Source organism: Mailhella massiliensis (assembly GCF_020741395.1).
Lineage (GTDB): Bacteria > Desulfobacterota > Desulfovibrionia > Desulfovibrionales > Desulfovibrionaceae > Mailhella > Mailhella massiliensis_A.
Genome location: NZ_DYZA01000075.1, coordinates 1 through 15,579 on the forward strand (window position 1 = coordinate 1; position 15,579 = coordinate 15,579).

General features: G+C 61.7%; 15 protein-coding genes. 14 read left to right on the forward strand and 1 reads right to left on the reverse strand.

All coding sequences use genetic code 11. The features are described from left to right. Nucleotides 1-493, forward strand: a 493-nt coding sequence (locus K8W16_RS03980; RefSeq protein WP_304121340.1) for a hypothetical protein, incomplete at its 5' end; no start/stop codon positions are given. Then, a complete protein-coding gene (gene mutM / locus K8W16_RS03985; protein ID WP_304121341.1) occupies nt 493-1,437 on the forward strand; it encodes a bifunctional DNA-formamidopyrimidine glycosylase/DNA-(apurinic or apyrimidinic site) lyase in 945 nt (314 codons plus the stop codon). The genes K8W16_RS03980 and mutM, both read left to right, overlap by 1 nt. 376 nt (nt 1,438-1,813) lie before the next feature. Here the strand turns inward: mutM and K8W16_RS03990 are convergent, their stop codons facing one another. Then, a complete protein-coding gene (locus tag K8W16_RS03990) occupies nt 1,814-2,155 on the reverse strand; it encodes a hypothetical protein (RefSeq protein ID WP_304121343.1) in 342 nt (113 codons plus the stop codon). Nucleotides 2,156-2,389: 234 nt separating this feature from the next. On the opposite strand from K8W16_RS03990, the gene K8W16_RS03995 reads away from it, so the two are divergent. The 12 genes from K8W16_RS03995 to K8W16_RS04050 all read left to right on the forward strand — a co-directional run bounded on the left by K8W16_RS03995 (nt 2,390) and on the right by K8W16_RS04050 (nt 15,444). Then, nucleotides 2,390-3,664 (forward strand): IMP cyclohydrolase, encoded by a 1,275-nt coding sequence (locus tag K8W16_RS03995; RefSeq protein ID WP_304121345.1) that lies wholly within the window; start codon nt 2,390-2,392, stop codon nt 3,662-3,664. Between the two features lie 186 nt (nt 3,665-3,850). After that, nucleotides 3,851-5,947: a ribonuclease catalytic domain-containing protein gene (locus K8W16_RS04000; RefSeq protein ID WP_304121347.1), complete on the forward strand. Its 2,097-nt coding sequence runs from the start codon at nt 3,851-3,853 to the stop codon at nt 5,945-5,947. Nucleotides 5,948-6,024: 77 nt separating this feature from the next. Further along, entirely contained in the window at nt 6,025-7,092 is a 1,068-nt protein-coding gene (locus K8W16_RS04005) for a M23 family metallopeptidase (RefSeq protein WP_304121348.1), read from the forward strand. Between the two features lie 386 nt (nt 7,093-7,478). Further along, a complete protein-coding gene (locus K8W16_RS04010; RefSeq protein ID WP_304121349.1) occupies nt 7,479-7,781 on the forward strand; it encodes an urease subunit gamma in 303 nt (100 codons plus the stop codon). A gap of 60 nt (nt 7,782-7,841) precedes the next feature. Then, the gene (gene ureB, locus K8W16_RS04015) at nt 7,842-8,237 is read left to right on the forward strand and encodes an urease subunit beta (RefSeq protein WP_304121350.1); all 396 of its coding nucleotides are present in this window, start codon (nt 7,842-7,844) and stop codon (nt 8,235-8,237) included. Between the two features lie 14 nt (nt 8,238-8,251). Then, complete coding sequence (locus K8W16_RS04020; RefSeq protein WP_304121352.1) at nt 8,252-9,970, forward strand: urease subunit alpha; 1,719 nt, start codon at nt 8,252-8,254, stop codon at nt 9,968-9,970. Nucleotides 9,971-10,081: 111 nt separating this feature from the next. Then, on the forward strand, nt 10,082-10,648 hold the full coding sequence (locus K8W16_RS04025; RefSeq protein ID WP_304121354.1) for an urease accessory protein UreE: 567 nt from the start codon (nt 10,082-10,084) through the stop codon (nt 10,646-10,648). 33 nt (nt 10,649-10,681) lie between these two features. Beyond that, nucleotides 10,682-11,446 (forward strand): urease accessory protein UreF, encoded by a 765-nt coding sequence (locus K8W16_RS04030; RefSeq protein WP_304121356.1) that lies wholly within the window; start codon nt 10,682-10,684, stop codon nt 11,444-11,446. 67 nt (nt 11,447-11,513) lie between these two features. Next, nucleotides 11,514-12,197, forward strand: coding sequence for an urease accessory protein UreG (ureG, locus tag K8W16_RS04035; RefSeq protein ID WP_304121358.1), 684 nt, complete (start codon nt 11,514-11,516; stop codon nt 12,195-12,197). Beyond that, nucleotides 12,190-13,191: an urease accessory protein UreD gene (locus tag K8W16_RS04040; protein WP_304121360.1), complete on the forward strand. Its 1,002-nt coding sequence runs from the start codon at nt 12,190-12,192 to the stop codon at nt 13,189-13,191. Before ureG ends, K8W16_RS04040 begins: the two co-directional genes overlap by 8 nt. An 18-nt stretch (nt 13,192-13,209) precedes the next feature. Next, on the forward strand, nt 13,210-14,217 hold the full coding sequence (gene yut, locus K8W16_RS04045) for an urea transporter (protein WP_304121362.1): 1,008 nt from the start codon (nt 13,210-13,212) through the stop codon (nt 14,215-14,217). A gap of 12 nt (nt 14,218-14,229) precedes the next feature. After that, nucleotides 14,230-15,444: an ammonium transporter gene (locus K8W16_RS04050; protein WP_304121364.1), complete on the forward strand. Its 1,215-nt coding sequence runs from the start codon at nt 14,230-14,232 to the stop codon at nt 15,442-15,444. Nucleotides 15,445-15,579: the final 135 nt, after the last annotated feature.

Sequence of the window (15,579 nt, forward strand, 5' to 3'; positions counted from 1 at the left end):
GCTAAGATTGCCGGTTAGTCCGGTTTCATCGGGGGAAGGGGCGAGTGCTCCTTCCCCTTTTTTATTTATTAATTATTTGTTTTCTCAGGAAAAAAATATGTCGTCAGCAAGGGTCCGTACTGAAAAGGAACTGGGAGAAGCGCTCAAGGAAGAAAAGGATACGATAGAAATCGAAGGTGATCTCAGACGTAAAGTCATAAAAATAAAGGCGACTGGGAAGGTTGCCTGTGTTGTTGCCATAGGGGCTATCGGTGTTGCTGTCGTGGCAACTTTGGCCATAGTTCCGACAGGGGGAACAAGTGCTCCCGCCACAGGTGTCCTTCTCCCGGCAGCAATAGCTTTTGGTGGTGGAATTGGTGGAATTTCGGTTGCCTGCACTGCTGTATCCATAGCTGTTGCAGCTGGAGGCGTAGGCGCTCTCAATACTCTTCGCGAGTATGATCTATCTGAAAAAGATGGTGTGGTTATTTTAAAAAGAAGTAAGGGAAAATAATGCCGGAACTTCCCGAAGTGGAGACCGTGGCGCGCACGCTCGCGCCGCAGGTATGCGGGCGGCGCATCGTGGACGTGGAGGTGCTGAACAAGGGCTCGTGGCAGGGGCTGACGGCGCCCGAAGCCGTGGCGGGGCTGCGGCCCGTCATACGCGGCACGGGCAGGCGCGGCAAGCTGCTTTTTCTCTACCTTTCGCAGGAGGAGGGCTTTCCGCACCCGGAGGCGGAGATTCCCGCGCCCTGTGAGGCCTCGCTCTGGCCGCTTTTCTATTCCGCGCACGGCGTGGAGCAGGGGCGGCCCTCCCTCGTCGGCAGGATCTCCGGGGAAGTGACGGCCCTGGCCTTTCACCTGCGCATGACGGGGCGGCTTTTCGTGTACGGCGAAGGCGAGGAGCCGGGAAAGCATACCCGTGTCGTCCTTACGCTGGACGACGGAAGGCGCGTCTTTTTCGACGATGCGCGCAAGTTCGGGCAGGCGCGGGCCGTGTGCGCGGATGAGCTGGGGGCGTGGGATTTCTGGAAGAAGCTGGGGCCGGAGCCTCTGGAAATGACGGATGAAGCCTTTGCCGCGCGTTTTTCTTCCGGCCGTGCGGTCAAGGCTCTTCTGCTCGATCAGTCCGTGGTGGCGGGAGTGGGCAACATTTATGCCGACGAGAGCCTTTTCCGCGCAAGGATACGGCCCGAAGCTCCGGGAAAAAAACTTTCTCCGGCAAGGCTCGCGAAGCTGCACCGCGCTCTTGTGGAGGTTCTGCTCGATTCCATCCACGAATGCGGCAGTTCCATACGCGATTACCGCACGGCAAAAGGGGACGTGGGGGCCTTCCAGAACCGCTTTTTTGTGTACGGAAGAGCCGGGGAGACGTGCCTTGTGTGCGGAAAAAAGCTGGCCTCGGCTTCCGTGGCGGGCCGCTCTACGGTGTGGTGCCCGCATTGCCAGAAGGCGTAGAACTTCGCCTTGCATGTAAGGGAGCGACTTTTCGGGAGCCGCATGCCCGGATTTCGGGGCGGCAGGGCGCGGCTTGAGCCGCCTTGTTCGGAACGGCGTGAGTCCGGGAAGCCCGCATCCCGGAGGTCGGGAGCCGGGGCAGGAATTTCGGCCTCGCGGAAGCGCATTGCGTTTTTCCCCGCCTTTTCCGGCATTGCGGAAGAGGCGAAAAAGGGGGATGCAGGCCGCCTCAGGTACAGCGGGGCATTTTTGCGGCGCAGAAGGTCTTGTTCCGCCCGTCATAGTGCGGGAAAGGGCGCGGCATGCCGCGCGTTTTTCGGCGCAGGCGGAAAAGGGCCCGCCGCAGGGAAAAGCAGCCGCCGCGCGGCGCAACGGTTCAGGACTTTTTCGAGCGGAAGGCGAGTACCGTGGCTTTTTTCGCGGGGGCCTTTTCTTCTTCCTTTTCCCGGGGCTCCATGCGCCGCCATGGGCGCAGGTCTTCGCGCTTCGGTTCGGGCCGGCTTTTGCGCATCGCTTCCCGCTCTTCCCATTTGGTATTGAAAAGCTGGTTCTTCCCGCGCACCGCCTGGAGCAGGGAAAGCACGATGGCGGCTTCTTCCCATTCCCGGGAAGCGTCGAAATCCTGCACCCTTTGCAGGTACTTGTTCCACAGGGCCATGAGGGAGGCCTCGTCCATGGCGTTGAGCTGGCGGGCCATTTTGAGCAGCATCTGTTCCATCCTATTCCTCGCTTTTGGGCTGCCCCCTTATACCCCGCAAGGCGGGTGCGGGCAAATGAAATTTCCCCCCTTCTTTTCCGCCGGGCTGGCGGAAAAAGGGCAATTTGCCCGCTTGCATTTTTTATGATAAAAAATCAGTTTCCCCATGGGGCGCGGGGCCGCGCCTCTGTCGCCGCCGCGCCTCCCGCGCTGCGGGAGGGAATTCCAAACATTTTTCGCCAGTGCGGAGTTGACATGAGCGAACTCAAAGATATGTATCGCACCATTGTTGCGGACGGTTTTCCCGATACCATGACCATCACGCTGGGAGACAGCGTGCTTACCTATCACAAGCGCACCTGGGAGATGGGCGGCGAAGTGCGCGGCCTGCGCTACGGCGAAAACCCCGATCAGCCCGCCGCGCTCTATGAGTTCGTGGAAGGCGAGAATAAGGTGGCGCATCTCAAGTGGCGTTCCCCGAAGCAGGGCATCGTTTCCGCCCTTACGGAAGAACAGATGGTGCAGTCGGGCAAGCATCCTGGCAAGACCAACCTCACCGACGTGGACAACGCCTGTAATATTCTCCAGTATCTTTCCAAAAAGCCCGCTGCCGCCATTTTGAAGCACAACAATCCCTGCGGTGCGGCCTGGGCCGACACGCTTTTCGACGCCTTGAACAACGCTTTCTGGTGTGACCGCATCGCGGCCTTCGGCGGCGCGGTGGTGGTGAACCGTCCGCTGGATATGAAGTGCGCGGAGCTTATCGCCTCCCAGTATTTTGAAGTGGTGGCCGCACCCTCCTTTGAGGAAGGCGTGGTGGACGTGCTCAAGGGGCGCAAGAACCTGCGTATTTTTGAGCTGCCTGGCCTTGCGCATCTCGACGAGCTCAAAGGTATTCCCATGCTCGACTTCAAGAGCCTTACCGACGGCGGCATCATTATGCAGAAGTCCTTCGTGAACCGCATAAACAGCGTGGACGACTTCATTCCCGCCACCGGAGCGAAGAAGGACGGCGCCGTGTTCACGGCGAGGAAGCCCACGGAGAAGGAAGCGGAGGATCTGCTCTTTGCCTGGGCCGTGGAAGCGGGCGTGACTTCCAATTCCGTGATTTTCGTGCGCGACGGGGCCACCGTGGCTATCGGTACCGGCGAGCAGGATCGTGTGGGCTGTGCGGAACTGGCCATTCACAAGGCCTATACCAAGCATGCCGACGTACTTTCCTTCCGCCGCACCGGCCTTTCCCTGTATGAGCTTCAGCAGAAGGCCCTTGCCGACGCCGAAGCCGCCGCGATTCTGGAAGAGATCAACCGCAAAACGCGGGAAGAGAAGGGCGGGCTCATCGGTTCCGTAGTGGTGTCCGACGGCTTCTTCCCCTTCCGCGACGGCGTGGACGTAGTCATGGCCCAGGGCGTGACGGCCATTGCCCACCCCGGCGGCTCCATCCGCGACTGGGAAGTGGTGCAGGCCTGCAACGAACATGAACCTCAGGTCGCCATGGTCTACACCGGCCAGCGTTCTTTCAAGCATTGATGCCGTCTGCGCCGGGCAGTTTTTTTTGTCCGGCGCTTTTTTTGCCCCTTCATGGGGCGTTTTTCTGCCGGGGCCTTTCGCCCCGGCGCTTTTGCCCCGAAGGGTACTCTCTTTCCGGGGGGCTCCCGGGGAAGGCTTTTCACGGCGGCGCGGGCGACACCTCTTAATCTGTTTCAGGAAGAAATCATGGCATCGCATATCGTGCAGTACCCGGGCACGGGCTGTATTGTGGAATTCATGCAGGGGAATGAGCCCCAGATAGCGTGGGTGATGGAAGAGCAGAAGGGAAAATTGCGCCTTTTTCTGCCGAACCGCCGCGAAACGACTCTGTCCGCCTCCCGCATACTTCCCTGGGCCGGGCCAGCCTACGGCGCTCAGCAGAGCAAGGACGCCGTGGTGGATCTTCTGAACAGGCACCGCGAGCGCCGCGAACGCCTCGCTTCCGAGGTGGCTCCCATGGAGCTGTGGGAAATGGCCCAGGGCGAAATGGACAAGGCTCCGGCCGAATGGTTTGCGGAACTCGGCTATACCAGCCCCGATGCCGACACGGTGGCGGCCTGCGGCCGCGCTCTTTTGCAGTGCAAGACGCACTTTCGCTTTCAGCCGCCGGTTTTTGAGATTTACGACGCCGCCACGGTGGAATCGCGCCGTCAGGCGGAAGAAGCCGCGCGCGTGCGCGAGGCCATGGTCTGCGGCGGGGCGGACTGGTTCCGCCGTCTGTGGGAGGCGCGCGTGGGCCGTCATGCCGCGCCGGACAGTTCCACAGCGCCTGATGAGGCCGTGCGCCAGAGGCTGGAACGCATGCTCCGCGCCCGCATGATAGACCCGGAGACCATGGAGGACGAGGCGCTCTGGAAGCAGGTGACTAAGGGCCTGCCGGACGATCCGCATCTCGCGCTTTATCTCGCCATGACATGGGGCCTGGTGCCCGAGCATTACAATTTCTGGATGGACCGCGCGGACTACGAGGCGGGCACGGACTGGGAAAAGCCCTTTGCTGAAGAGACGGAGGCGCTCATCCGTGCCGTGGAGAGCGGCGGGAAGCTGCCTCCCGCCGAGGAGACTGCCTTCATCAGCATCGACAGCGCGAGCACCCGCGACATAGACGACGCCTTCCGCATCGCCGCATCTTCCGACGGCGGCTGGGAGGTGGAGGTGGCGCTGGCCTGTCCCGCCTGGTTCTGGGATTTTGAAAGCCCGCTGGGCCGGGCCGTATTCCACAGGGCCACAAGTATCTACTTGCCGGAAGGCAACTGCCACATGATGCCCGAGGCACTCGGCGAAGGGGCGTTCAGCCTTTTTGAAGGCGAGGCGCGCCCGGCGCTCATCATAGGCGCGCATATTGCCCCGGACGGGACTCTCGGCGAAGGCTCCTTCCGCACGGCCACGGTGAAGATAGCGAAGAACCTCGCCTACCCCGACTGTGAAGCCGCGCTGGACGGCGCGGACAATGAGGCCTCGCCCTATGCGGAATCCCTGCGCCTCGCCTGCGCCATGAGCGAGAAGCGTCTCGCCTATCGCGTGGAGCACGGCGCTGTGATCATCGAGCGCCCGGAGCTTGATTTCGAGCTCGAAGGCGAGGGTGCGGACGTGACGGTAAAGATAAAGGACATTCCCGCCGCGCCGCGGGCGCAGCTTCTGGTGGCTGAACTTATGGTGGTGGCCAACGCCGTCCTTGCGGAATGGGCCGTGAAGAACGACGTGCCCCTTCTTTTCCGCACGCAGGACGTGGCCGTGCCCCGGGAATACGCCGGGGTGTGGAGGAGTGCGCCGGATATCGCCCGCGTGGTGCGCATCCTTGTGGCAGCCTCGCTGGACGTGATGCCCCGTCCGCATGCGGGCATGGGACTTGCCGCCTACAGCCCGGTCACGTCGCCGCTGCGCCGCTTTACCGACCTCGTCAATGAGGCGCAGCTTCTGCATGTGCTCGCCCAGGGTTCGCCCCGCTGGTCGCGTGAGGAACTCTCCTCCATGCTTCTGAATCTCTCCATACGGTTGGAGGCGGCGGGGCAGGTGCAGCGTTTCCGCCCGCGCTACTGGAAATACCTCTACATACAACAGCAGTCCCGCCTGCACGGCGAGGAATGTTGCTGGAAGGCTGAAGTGGCCGAGGAAAACGACATGTGGGTGAGCGTGTTCCTGCCCGAAGTGCAGCTCGGACTGCGCGGCCGGCGCAACCTCTTCGGGGAAAAGGTCTTCCCCGGCCAGGAGCTTCATGTGCGCCTCGGCAAGGTAAGCCCGCTCAGAAGCGAGGCCGTCATTCTGAACGTGCGGGAAGAGTAGGGCGCTTGCCTCTTGCCTCTTCCCTGTGTATAATGATGAACTAGGGTACCTTTATTCCGGTTCGCCAAGGAGAAGGAATGTCATCAGCCCGAAGATTTGCCGCTACGGTTCTGTGCTGCGCCCTCATGGGTTGCGCGGGACTTTCGCAGACGGCCTGTGCGCCGAAACAGAAAACCCTGCCCGAGACTTCCGTGCCCGCGCCGGAGGAAACGGCGGATTCTTCCGACTCTTTTGACTCCCTTGTCCTCGACAGGGAGCTGTCCCTTGCTGCCCAGAAGCCCGGGATCCTGGTGTCCAGTTCCTCTCTCAGCGTTTCCGCGTTGGAGGAGCATCACGCCCTGTACGGAGATTCCCTGGAACTGACGAGCGATCCGCTTTCCCTTTCCCTGCCTTCGGGCGTGCTCCAGCTTGAGAGTGTGCCGGGAAGTACCGGGCAGTGGAACATGCCCGCCCCCGGCAGCGCCGAAGAACGCAGACTGGCGGCCATGCACACCAAGGAGGCACTCTGCTCCGCCGGAGAAACGGTGTGCATCACATCCCCTTACGGTGTGAGACGTTCCTCGCGACGCTCACACAAGGGTATAGATATCCGCGCGCCCCTCGGTTCTCCCATCATGGCCTTTCGCGGGGGCGTGGTGGTGTGCGCCGAATATCACAGAAGCTACGGCTACATGGTGGAAATCCAGCAGGACGACGGCATTCGCGCCCGCTACGCTCACATGAGCCAGATACTCACACGCAAGGGGGACAGGGTGGAACCGGGCCTCATGATAGGCCGTGTGGGCTCCACCGGCCGTTCCACCGGCCCGCATCTGCATTTCGAGCTTCTGCGCGACAACAGGCAGATGAATCCCATGGCCTACCTGCCCACTCCCAAGCAGGTAGTGACCAAGGGCACGGAGGCCGACGCGGCGGCCGCCAGGCAGGCACTCGCCAAATCCGGCCATGCAAAGAAAAAGTCCGCAGTAAAGAAATCTTCCTCCAAAAAAAAGTCCACGGTGAAAAAACAAAGCTCCACGAAGAAAAAGAGCGTTGCCAAGAAAAGCTCCTCTTCCAAGAAGAGCACGGCCCAAAAGGCGGCTTCAACCAAGAAGAAAAGCGCCGCAAAAACGGCTTCCTCGAAAAAGACCGCCCCTAAAAGCTAGTTCCCCTTCCTTCGATTCTGCGCCTCTCCTCAGGGAGAGGCTTTTTTTTGGCCTTCTCCCGTCGTCCGGACAGGAGAAGAGAGGCAGGCTGCGTAGCTCAAAAAAGTATGATAAATATTACTTTATTTGATTAATCTTACTTTATGACGCCTTTTGGGGCGTGCCCGGCAAGGCCGTGCAGAGAAGTCCCATGCCCGGGTGAGGCTTCTTTTCTCCGGCTGTCCGGGACAGGTGCGGAAAAAGCGGCGTGCAGAAACAGCGCGGCCTTCTTTGCATTTTTCTCACGGTGCAGTCGATTATTACAATGTCCCTCTCACGGGCCCGCCGGTAGGCTTGCCTTGAAGACGGCATGACGCCGTTTTTCATCCCTATCAGAAGGAGGACCCATGCACCTTACCCCGCGAGAAATGGACAAACTCTTGGTGCTCTCCCTGGCGGAAGTGGCGCAGCGCCGCAGGGAAAAAGGGCTGAAGCTCAATCATCCTGAGGCGGTCGCCGTCATTACCGCCACGGCGCTGGAAGGCGCGAGAGCCGGAAAGACCGTGGAAGAAGTGATGAACGACGCGCGCAAGGCGCTCACCCGCGCCGATGTCATGGAAGGCGTGCCGGAAATGATCCCCTTTGTGCAGCTGGAGGCCGTGTTCACCGACGGCAGCCGCCTGGTCACCGTGCACGACCCCATAAGTTGAGCATCCTTCCGGCGGAAACTTCATCACGCCGCACGTGCGGCACAACAAAGGCAGGCAGATATGGCAGATTCTCCCAAAGCTCCCGTCGGCGGCTATATTTTTGCCGACGGCCCCATCACGTTCAACGAGTCCCGGCCTTCCGTGAGCCTCAAGGTGCGCAACACCGGCGACAGGCCCGTGCAGGTAGGCTCCCACTTTCACTTTTTCGAGGTCAACCGCGCCCTGGAATTCGACCGTGCGGCGGCCTACGGCATGAGGCTGAACATTCCTTCCACCACGGCCATACGCTTTGAGCCGGGGGATGAGAAAACCGTGTCCCTGGTACCTTTCGGCGGGCTGTGCAATGTGTACGGCTTCAACAACCTTGTGGATTCCTGGGCCGGGGACAGCCACGCGAAGCCCCTCAATGTGGCGAAGGCCCTGGCCCTCGGCTTCAAGAACGCGAAATCCGTCTAACCCAAGGAAGCGACATGCCCCAGATTTCAAGACAGGAATATTCCAGCCTGTACGGCCCCACCGTGGGCGATAAGATCAGGCTCGGCGATACGGATCTCTATGTAGAAATAGAGAAGGATTTGCGCGGCTACGGCGATGAAGTCATCTACGGCGGCGGCAAGACTCTGCGCGCAGGCATGGGCGGGGACGACCATTCCCCCCGCGACAACGGCGTGCTCGATCTCGTCATCACCAACGCCACCATCATCGACCCTGTGCTTGGCGTCATCAAGGCCGACGTGGGCATACGCGACGGCCGCATCGCGGGCATAGGCAAGGCGGGCAATCCCGCCGTCATGGACAATGTGGACCCGAACCTCGTGGTGGGTAACGCCACGGACGCCATTTCCGGCGAACACCTCATCCTCACGGCAGGCGGCATCGACGCCCATGTGCACCTTGTCTGCCCCGAGCAGGCACAGACGGCCATTTCCAACGGCATCACCACCTTCTTCGGCGGCGGCATAGGCCCCTCGGACGGCACCAACGGTACCACCATCACCCCCGGCGCGTGGAATATTCATCGCCTTATGGAAGCGGCGGAAGGCCTTCCCGTGAATATCGGCATCCTGGGCAAGGGCCATGCCTACAACGAAGACCCCCTGCGTGAGCAGATAGAGGCCGGGGCCTGCGGCTTCAAGATCCATGAGGACTGGGGAGCCATGCCCGCAATCATCCGTGCGGCTCTTTCCGTGGCGGATAAGATGGACGTGCAGGTTTCTATTCACACCGACACGCTGAACGAGGCAGGTTATGTGGAAGACACTATAGCTGCCATGGAAGGCCGCGTCATCCATACCTTCCATTCCGAAGGCGCGGGCGGCGGGCATGCGCCGGATATCATCCGCGTGGCGGGCCAGCCCAACGTGCTGCCGAGTTCCACCAACCCCACGTTGCCTTTCGGCATCAATTCCCAGGCAGAACTTTTCGATATGATCATGGTCTGCCACAACTTGAACCACAACGTGCCTTCCGACGTGTCCTTTGCGGAAAGCCGCGTGCGGCCTGAAACCATAGCGGCGGAAAACGTGCTTCACGACATGGGCGCCATTTCCTGCATTGCAAGCGATTCCCAGGCCATGGGCCGCGTGGGCGAGAACTGGACGCGCGCCATACAGACGGCGAGCGCCATGAAGGCCGCGCGGGGCTCCCTGCCTGAAGACGCGCCCGGCAACGACAACTTCCGCGTGCTGCGCTATGTGGCAAAGGTAACCATCAACCCGGCAATCATTCAGGGCGTGTCCCACCTCATCGGTTCCGTGGAAAGGGGCAAGGTGGCCGACCTCGTGCTCTGGCAGCCGCAGTTCTTCGGGGCCAAGCCTTACATGGTCATCAAGAGCGGCACCATAGCGTGGTCCATCATGGGCGATCCCAATGCTTCCCTGCCCACGCCGCAGCCTGTCATTTACCGGCCCATGTTCGGATCCACCGGCCTTCTGCAGCAGACAAGCCGCATTACCTTCACTTCGCAGGCAGCCATGGAGCGCGGCATCAAGGAAAAGCTCGGCCTGAAGAGCCGCGTGGAAGCAGTGCACGGCATCCGCACCCTGACCAAGCACGCCATGGTGCGCAACAACACAACGCCTCATATCGAGGTCAATCCCGAAACCTTTGCCGTCATGGTGGACGGCGTGCACGTCACTGTTCCCCCGGTGCAGCGCGCGAGTCTGGGTCAGCTCTACTTTTTCAGCTGACGCGGGATGTTTCCAAGGGAAATCGCGAGGGCGATTTCATGAACTTCCGCCCGCCCGGATCTCCGGGCGGGCGGCGAAGACAAGGCGGCCGCGGGCCCCGGAGGGAATCGTATGGACATTGTGGAAAAGGTGCTGGGCAACAGGGCGGACGCGGCGTGGGTAAAGCGCCTTGAAGGCGCAAAGGTGGACACTCTGGAACTTTCCCAGTGGGAGGCCCAGAAGAACCGCCTGCGCAAGGAAACCGAGGGCGGCCGGAGCATGGCCGTGGCCCTTGAGCGCGGGGCCTTCCTGCGCGACGGCGACATACTTTTCTGGGATGAAGCGTCGCATGAGGCCGTGATATGCCGCATCAGGCTGCGTCCCGTCATGGCCGTGGACATGGCGGGCCTGAAGCGCCTGCCCGCGGATGAGGCCCTCAGCGCCGCCGTGCGCCTGGGGCATGCGCTCGGCAATCAGCACTGGCCCGCCGTGGTGAAGGGCGACATGGTCTATGTGCCCATGGCGGCGGATGAAAAGGTCATGGGCGCAGTCATGGACACGCACGCCGTGCCCGGCACGGGCTTTTCCTTCCTTGCCGGGGAAGAGGTGAGCGCGCGGCTTTCCCGGGAGGAGGCTCGTCTTCTTTTCGGCGGCGCGGAAAATCCGGCCGGCATCCATCATCACGGCCCCCATGCCTGAGGTCCGGCGTACAACCTGAAGAAGGAGCACCTGGTGGACATTCTTTCCCTTGTGCGGCTCATGCAGTTCGGTGATTCCATGCTTCCCACCGGGGCCTTCGCCTTTTCCGGCGCACTGGAAGCGGCGGCGCAGTCAGGCGTGGTGCACGACGCGGCCACGCTTCAGCAGTATGTGGCGGCAGCGCTGCGTCAGGCCTCCACGGGCGACGCCGTGGGGCTCGCCTTTGCCCTGCGCGCTCTTTGCGGAGATACGGTAAGTGCGGGAGCTCCCGTGCAGGAGAGCACGCTTGCCCGGCTGAGAAATATCGACCTCGCCCTGTATCGCCGCAAACTGCCCGAGGAATTTCGCGTCATGATGGTCAAAACCGGGCGCAGGCTCACGGAACTCGGCGCGCGCGCCACCCTTTCCCCCCTGCTTTCGCGCTGGCTTTCGCAGATAGAGTCGGGCAGTACCCCGGGCTCCTACCCTGTGGCGCTTGCGGTACTTTTCGCCGCTTCCGCCTTTGCCGAGGCGCCCCTGCGCAACGAAGGGGAAGGGGAGGAGAAGGCGCTGCTTGAAGAAGCGCTTACCGTATATTTCTACGGCGTGGCCATGGGTATTCTGAACGCCTCGCTCAGGCTCATGCGCGTGACGCATTTCGACGTGCAGGCCATTTTGTACCGCGTATCCGCCCAGTTCGGTGAACTGTGCGCGCTCGCCATGGAAACGCCCCTTGACCGCATGACGGGCTATGCCCCCATGACGGACATACTCTCCGCCGTCCATGCCGGGGCGCGCGTGCGCCTGTTCATGAGCTGAGAAAGCGCGTTTTGCGCGGGACTCGCCGGGGCGGCGCCGTGTTCCGCAAAAGCCAAAGGAAGGAACCATGAAGAAAATCACCCGTATCGGCGTGGGCGGTCCGGTGGGTTCGGGCAAGACGGCCGTCATCGAGGCTGTGGTGCCGGAACTCATGCGGCGCGGCGTACGCCCGCTCATCATCACCAACGACGTGGTGACTACCGAAGATGCGAAGCATGTGCAGAGGGAGCTTGCGGGCATACTGCCCGCGGAACGCATCGTGGGGGTGGAGACCGGGGCCTGTCCCCACACGGCCATTCGTGAAGACCCGAGCATGAACCTTGCCGCCGTAGAGGAGCTGGAAAAGCGCTTTCCCGACAGCGACGTGGTGTTCATCGAAAGCGGGGGCGACAACCTCACCCTCACCTTCAGTCCGGCGCTTGCCGACTTCTTCATCTATGTCATAGACGTGGCCGCCGGGGATAAGATCCCGCGCAAAAGCGGGCCCGGGGTCTGCCATTCCGACATACTTGTCATCAACAAGGAAGACCTTGCCCCCTATGTGGGCGCAAGCCTTGAAGTCATGGAACGCGATTCCAGGCTCATGCGGGGCAAGAAGCCCTTCCTATTCACCAACTGCATGACGGGGCACAACATTTCCACCCTGGCCGACTGGATCATGCGCGATGCGCTTTTTGATATTCCGGACAGGGGCGCAGGCCATGCCGCAGACGCTGCACGAAGCAGGAAGGGAGAGTCGGCCCATGGCTGAGGCAGGAACGCTGCGCAGCCCGGAAAAGGGCTTTTTCCCCGACTGTTCCAGTTTTGCTGCGGCAAAGAAGGCGCTTTCGTACCTGGAGGCCGGGGCGGAGGAATGTTTTCCGTACCGCGACGAGCCGCCGCAGATGAAAAGCGGGGCCGTGGGCAAGGTGGGCTATCTCAGGCTGGATTTCCGGCGCGACGAGCGCCTCTGCCGCACCGTGCTCGCCGACCTCGACAGGCGTGCGCCGCTTCTGGCGCAGAAGGCCCTGTATTGGGATCAGTCGCAGCCGGACCTGGCCTGTGTGATCACCATAGAGAGCACGGGCTGCATCGTGCAGGGCGACCGTCTCGCTCTGGAGGTCCGCGCGGGCAGGGACGCCCATGCCCTCGTCACCACGCAGAGCGCTACCAAGGTGCACGTCATGGAGCACAACCACGCCTCCCTTCTTCAACATTTCACGCTGGAAGAGGGAAGCTGGCTCGAATACGTCCCCGACCCGCTCATTCTGCACCGCCACGCGCGTTTTCTGCAGGATACCTGGGTCACGCTGCCCGCTTCGGCCGCTTTTGTGTACGGGGAAATACTCATGCCGGGCAGGCGCTGGCATCACGCGGAGGAGCAGTTCGGCTTCGACCTGTACTCTTCGGGCTTCCATGTGTTCCGGGCAGGGGAGAAGGAGCCGCTCTTTGAAGAGCGCCTCGTGCTGGAGCCGGAAAAAACATCGTTCTGCAATGTGGGCGTCATGGCGGGCTATGCGGTGTTCGGCAACATGTTCGCCCTGGTGCCCGAACGCTTTCTTCCCGAAATCAGGGAGGAGGCGGGCAGCGGTGTGGAAAAGGACCTCGCCTTCGGTGCGCTTGCGCTTCCCGGGCAGGCGGGGCTTGCCTTCCGGGTGCTCGGCCGCAGCGTGGAGGGCGTGCAGGCGAAAATGAGGGAATTCCGTTCCCTGGTGCGGGAGAAGGTGCTGGGAAGGGCGCTTCCTTCCGAGTTTCTCTGGCGCTGAGCGCGGCAAGGAGGAGACATGGTTCACACTTCAAAAAACAGCGGCGCGGCGGAAGGCGCGCGGTATTACCCCTTCCCGCGTGTGGTCGACGTGCTCCTTCGCGGGGCGGGGCAGGTCATGTTCCAGAATTCCCCGTGGACGGGGCTTTTCTTTCTTCTCGGCATAGCCTGGGGCTCCTGGCGGGCGGATAGGCCGGAAATCGTCATAGGTGCGCTGACCGGCCTTTGCGTGGGGACTCTCGCGGCCTGCCTGTTGCATGCCCCGCGCGAGGAGATCGACTCCGGCCTGCACGGCTACAACGGCATACTCGTGGGTTGTGCGCTGCCCGTATTCTTCGGCAGCGGCCCGATGTGCTGGGCGCTTGTGTTCGCGGGGGCCTTTTTTTCCACCGTCATCATGATGGCCGTTTCCAGCTTTTTAAGTTCCTGGAAGGTGTCGGCCATGACGGGGCCTTTCGTGTTCACCACTTGGTTCATCCTGCTTGCTTCCTACAATTTCGTCCACTTCGACATTGTAGCCCTGCCCGAGCCTTCGCTGCCTGCTCAGCCGAGTGCGGCCCTGGCCGTGATCCCCGGGCTGGAAGCTTTGTTCCGGGCGACCTTTACCGGAGTTTCCCAGGTCTTTCTCATCGATAACGCCGTTACCGGGGCGATTTTCCTCGCCGGCATCGCGGCGAGCTCCCTGCCCGCCGCCCTGCTCGGATGGGGCGGCTCCGTACTGGCCATAGCCGTGGCGCTTGTTCTCGGCGCGGACGGCAGAAGTGTGGAGGCGGGGCTTTATCAGTTCAGCGCCGTGCTTACGGCCATAGGCCTCGGCTCCACCTTCTACCGCCCGGGCTGGCGAGTGCTCCTTTACGCCTTTTTGGGGACGGTGTTCACCGTGGTGGCGCAGGGGGCGCTCAACGTGGCCCTCGCACCTCTCGGCATTCCTACGCTCACCTTCCCCTTCGTCATTGCCGCGTGGCTTTTTCTGCTGCCCCATGTGCATTTCGCACAGAAGGGGAGCGACGTTTCACCTTCAGACTGACGGGAGTGTTCCATGTATACAGCGGACAGCGGAGATACTGCTTTCATCCTGTTTTGTACGGCACTGGTCTGCCTCATGACGCCGGGGCTGGCCTTTTTCTACGGCGGCCTGGTGCGCCGCAAGAATGTGCTCACCATCATGATGCAGAGCTTCATTTCCATGGGCGTGATTGCCGTCATATGGATATTCGGCGGCTTCAGCCTGGCTTTCGGGCCGGATATAGGCGGCGTGATAGGCGATATCACCTATCACTTCGCCCTGGACAAGGTGGGTGCCGCGCCCAGCCGCGACTATGCCGTCACCGTGCCTTTTATCCTGTTTTTCGCCTATCAGCTCATGTTCGCAATCATCACGCCTGCGCTCATCACCGGGGCCTTTGCCGGGCGTTTCAACTTTCGGGGCTACCTTCAGTACCTCGTGCTGTGGATGATCTTCATCTATATTCCCGTGTGTCACTGGGTGTGGGGCGGGGGCTTTCTGGAAAAGCTCGGGGTGGCGGATTTCGCAGGCGGCATCGTGGTGCATGTGAGCGCCGGTTTTGCGGCCCTCTCTTCCGTGCTGTTCCTCGGCCCGCGTGACGACATAGCTCCCGGCGAACACCCGGAACCCAACAACCTGCCCCTGGTGGCCGTGGGCGCGGGCCTTCTTTGGTTCGGCTGGTTCGGGTTCAATGCGGGCGGTGCCTATGCGGGTGACGGGCTTGCCGCCTACGCCTTCACCAACACCACCATAGCCGGTTCCATTGCCATGCTGGTATGGATGTTCCTCGACTGGCGCAGCGCGAGCCGTCCTTCCTTCTCCGGTATTCTCGTGGGAGCGGTGGCAGGGCTTGCCACCATCACGCCCTGTGCAGGCTATGTTCCGCCGTGGGCGGCGATCATCATCGGCGCTGCAGGGGCTGCGGTGTGCTATTATGCCAAGTGCGTGCAGGCGAAGCTCCACTTCGACGATGCTCTGGAAGTGTGGCGTGCCCACGGCATGGGCGGGCTCACCGGGTCGCTTCTGGTGGGAGTGTTCGCCTCTGCGGCTATCAACGACGTGCATGCAGGCATCGAGCAGTTTTTCATCCAGATTCTCGGCGTGGGCGTGGTGGCGGCCTGGTCCTTTGTGGGAACCTGGATCATTCTCAAGGTCATCAGTCATTTCGGCCCCATCCGCGTGAGCCGCGCGCAGGAGCTGGAGGGGCTCGATGAAGCCCTGCACGGGGAGTCGGCCTACAGGTTGTAGCCTTCGTTGGAGGCTGGGTTCCGGCCTTTCCGCATCCGGCGTTTTTTCCCTGCCGGGAGGGCTTGGTGAAAGCCTCCCTCCCGGACAGACATTGACAGGGGAGCGGAAAATGCAGATGCTCCGCCCCTGGAGGAT

Coding starts and splice junctions, on each gene's coding strand:
- mutM (WP_304121341.1), top strand. CDS start 493: ATGCCGGAACTTCCCGAAGTGGAGACCGTGGCGCGCACGCTCGCGCCG.
- K8W16_RS03990 (WP_304121343.1), bottom strand. CDS start 2,155: ATGGAACAGATGCTGCTCAAAATGGCCCGCCAGCTCAACGCCATGGAC.
- K8W16_RS03995 (WP_304121345.1), top strand. CDS start 2,390: ATGAGCGAACTCAAAGATATGTATCGCACCATTGTTGCGGACGGTTTT.
- K8W16_RS04000 (WP_304121347.1), top strand. CDS start 3,851: ATGGCATCGCATATCGTGCAGTACCCGGGCACGGGCTGTATTGTGGAA.
- K8W16_RS04005 (WP_304121348.1), top strand. CDS start 6,025: ATGTCATCAGCCCGAAGATTTGCCGCTACGGTTCTGTGCTGCGCCCTC.
- K8W16_RS04010 (WP_304121349.1), top strand. CDS start 7,479: ATGCACCTTACCCCGCGAGAAATGGACAAACTCTTGGTGCTCTCCCTG.
- ureB (WP_304121350.1), top strand. CDS start 7,842: ATGGCAGATTCTCCCAAAGCTCCCGTCGGCGGCTATATTTTTGCCGAC.
- K8W16_RS04020 (WP_304121352.1), top strand. CDS start 8,252: ATGCCCCAGATTTCAAGACAGGAATATTCCAGCCTGTACGGCCCCACC.
- K8W16_RS04025 (WP_304121354.1), top strand. CDS start 10,082: ATGGACATTGTGGAAAAGGTGCTGGGCAACAGGGCGGACGCGGCGTGG.
- ureG (WP_304121358.1), top strand. CDS start 11,514: ATGAAGAAAATCACCCGTATCGGCGTGGGCGGTCCGGTGGGTTCGGGC.
- K8W16_RS04040 (WP_304121360.1), top strand. CDS start 12,190: ATGGCTGAGGCAGGAACGCTGCGCAGCCCGGAAAAGGGCTTTTTCCCC.
- yut (WP_304121362.1), top strand. CDS start 13,210: ATGGTTCACACTTCAAAAAACAGCGGCGCGGCGGAAGGCGCGCGGTAT.
- K8W16_RS04050 (WP_304121364.1), top strand. CDS start 14,230: ATGTATACAGCGGACAGCGGAGATACTGCTTTCATCCTGTTTTGTACG.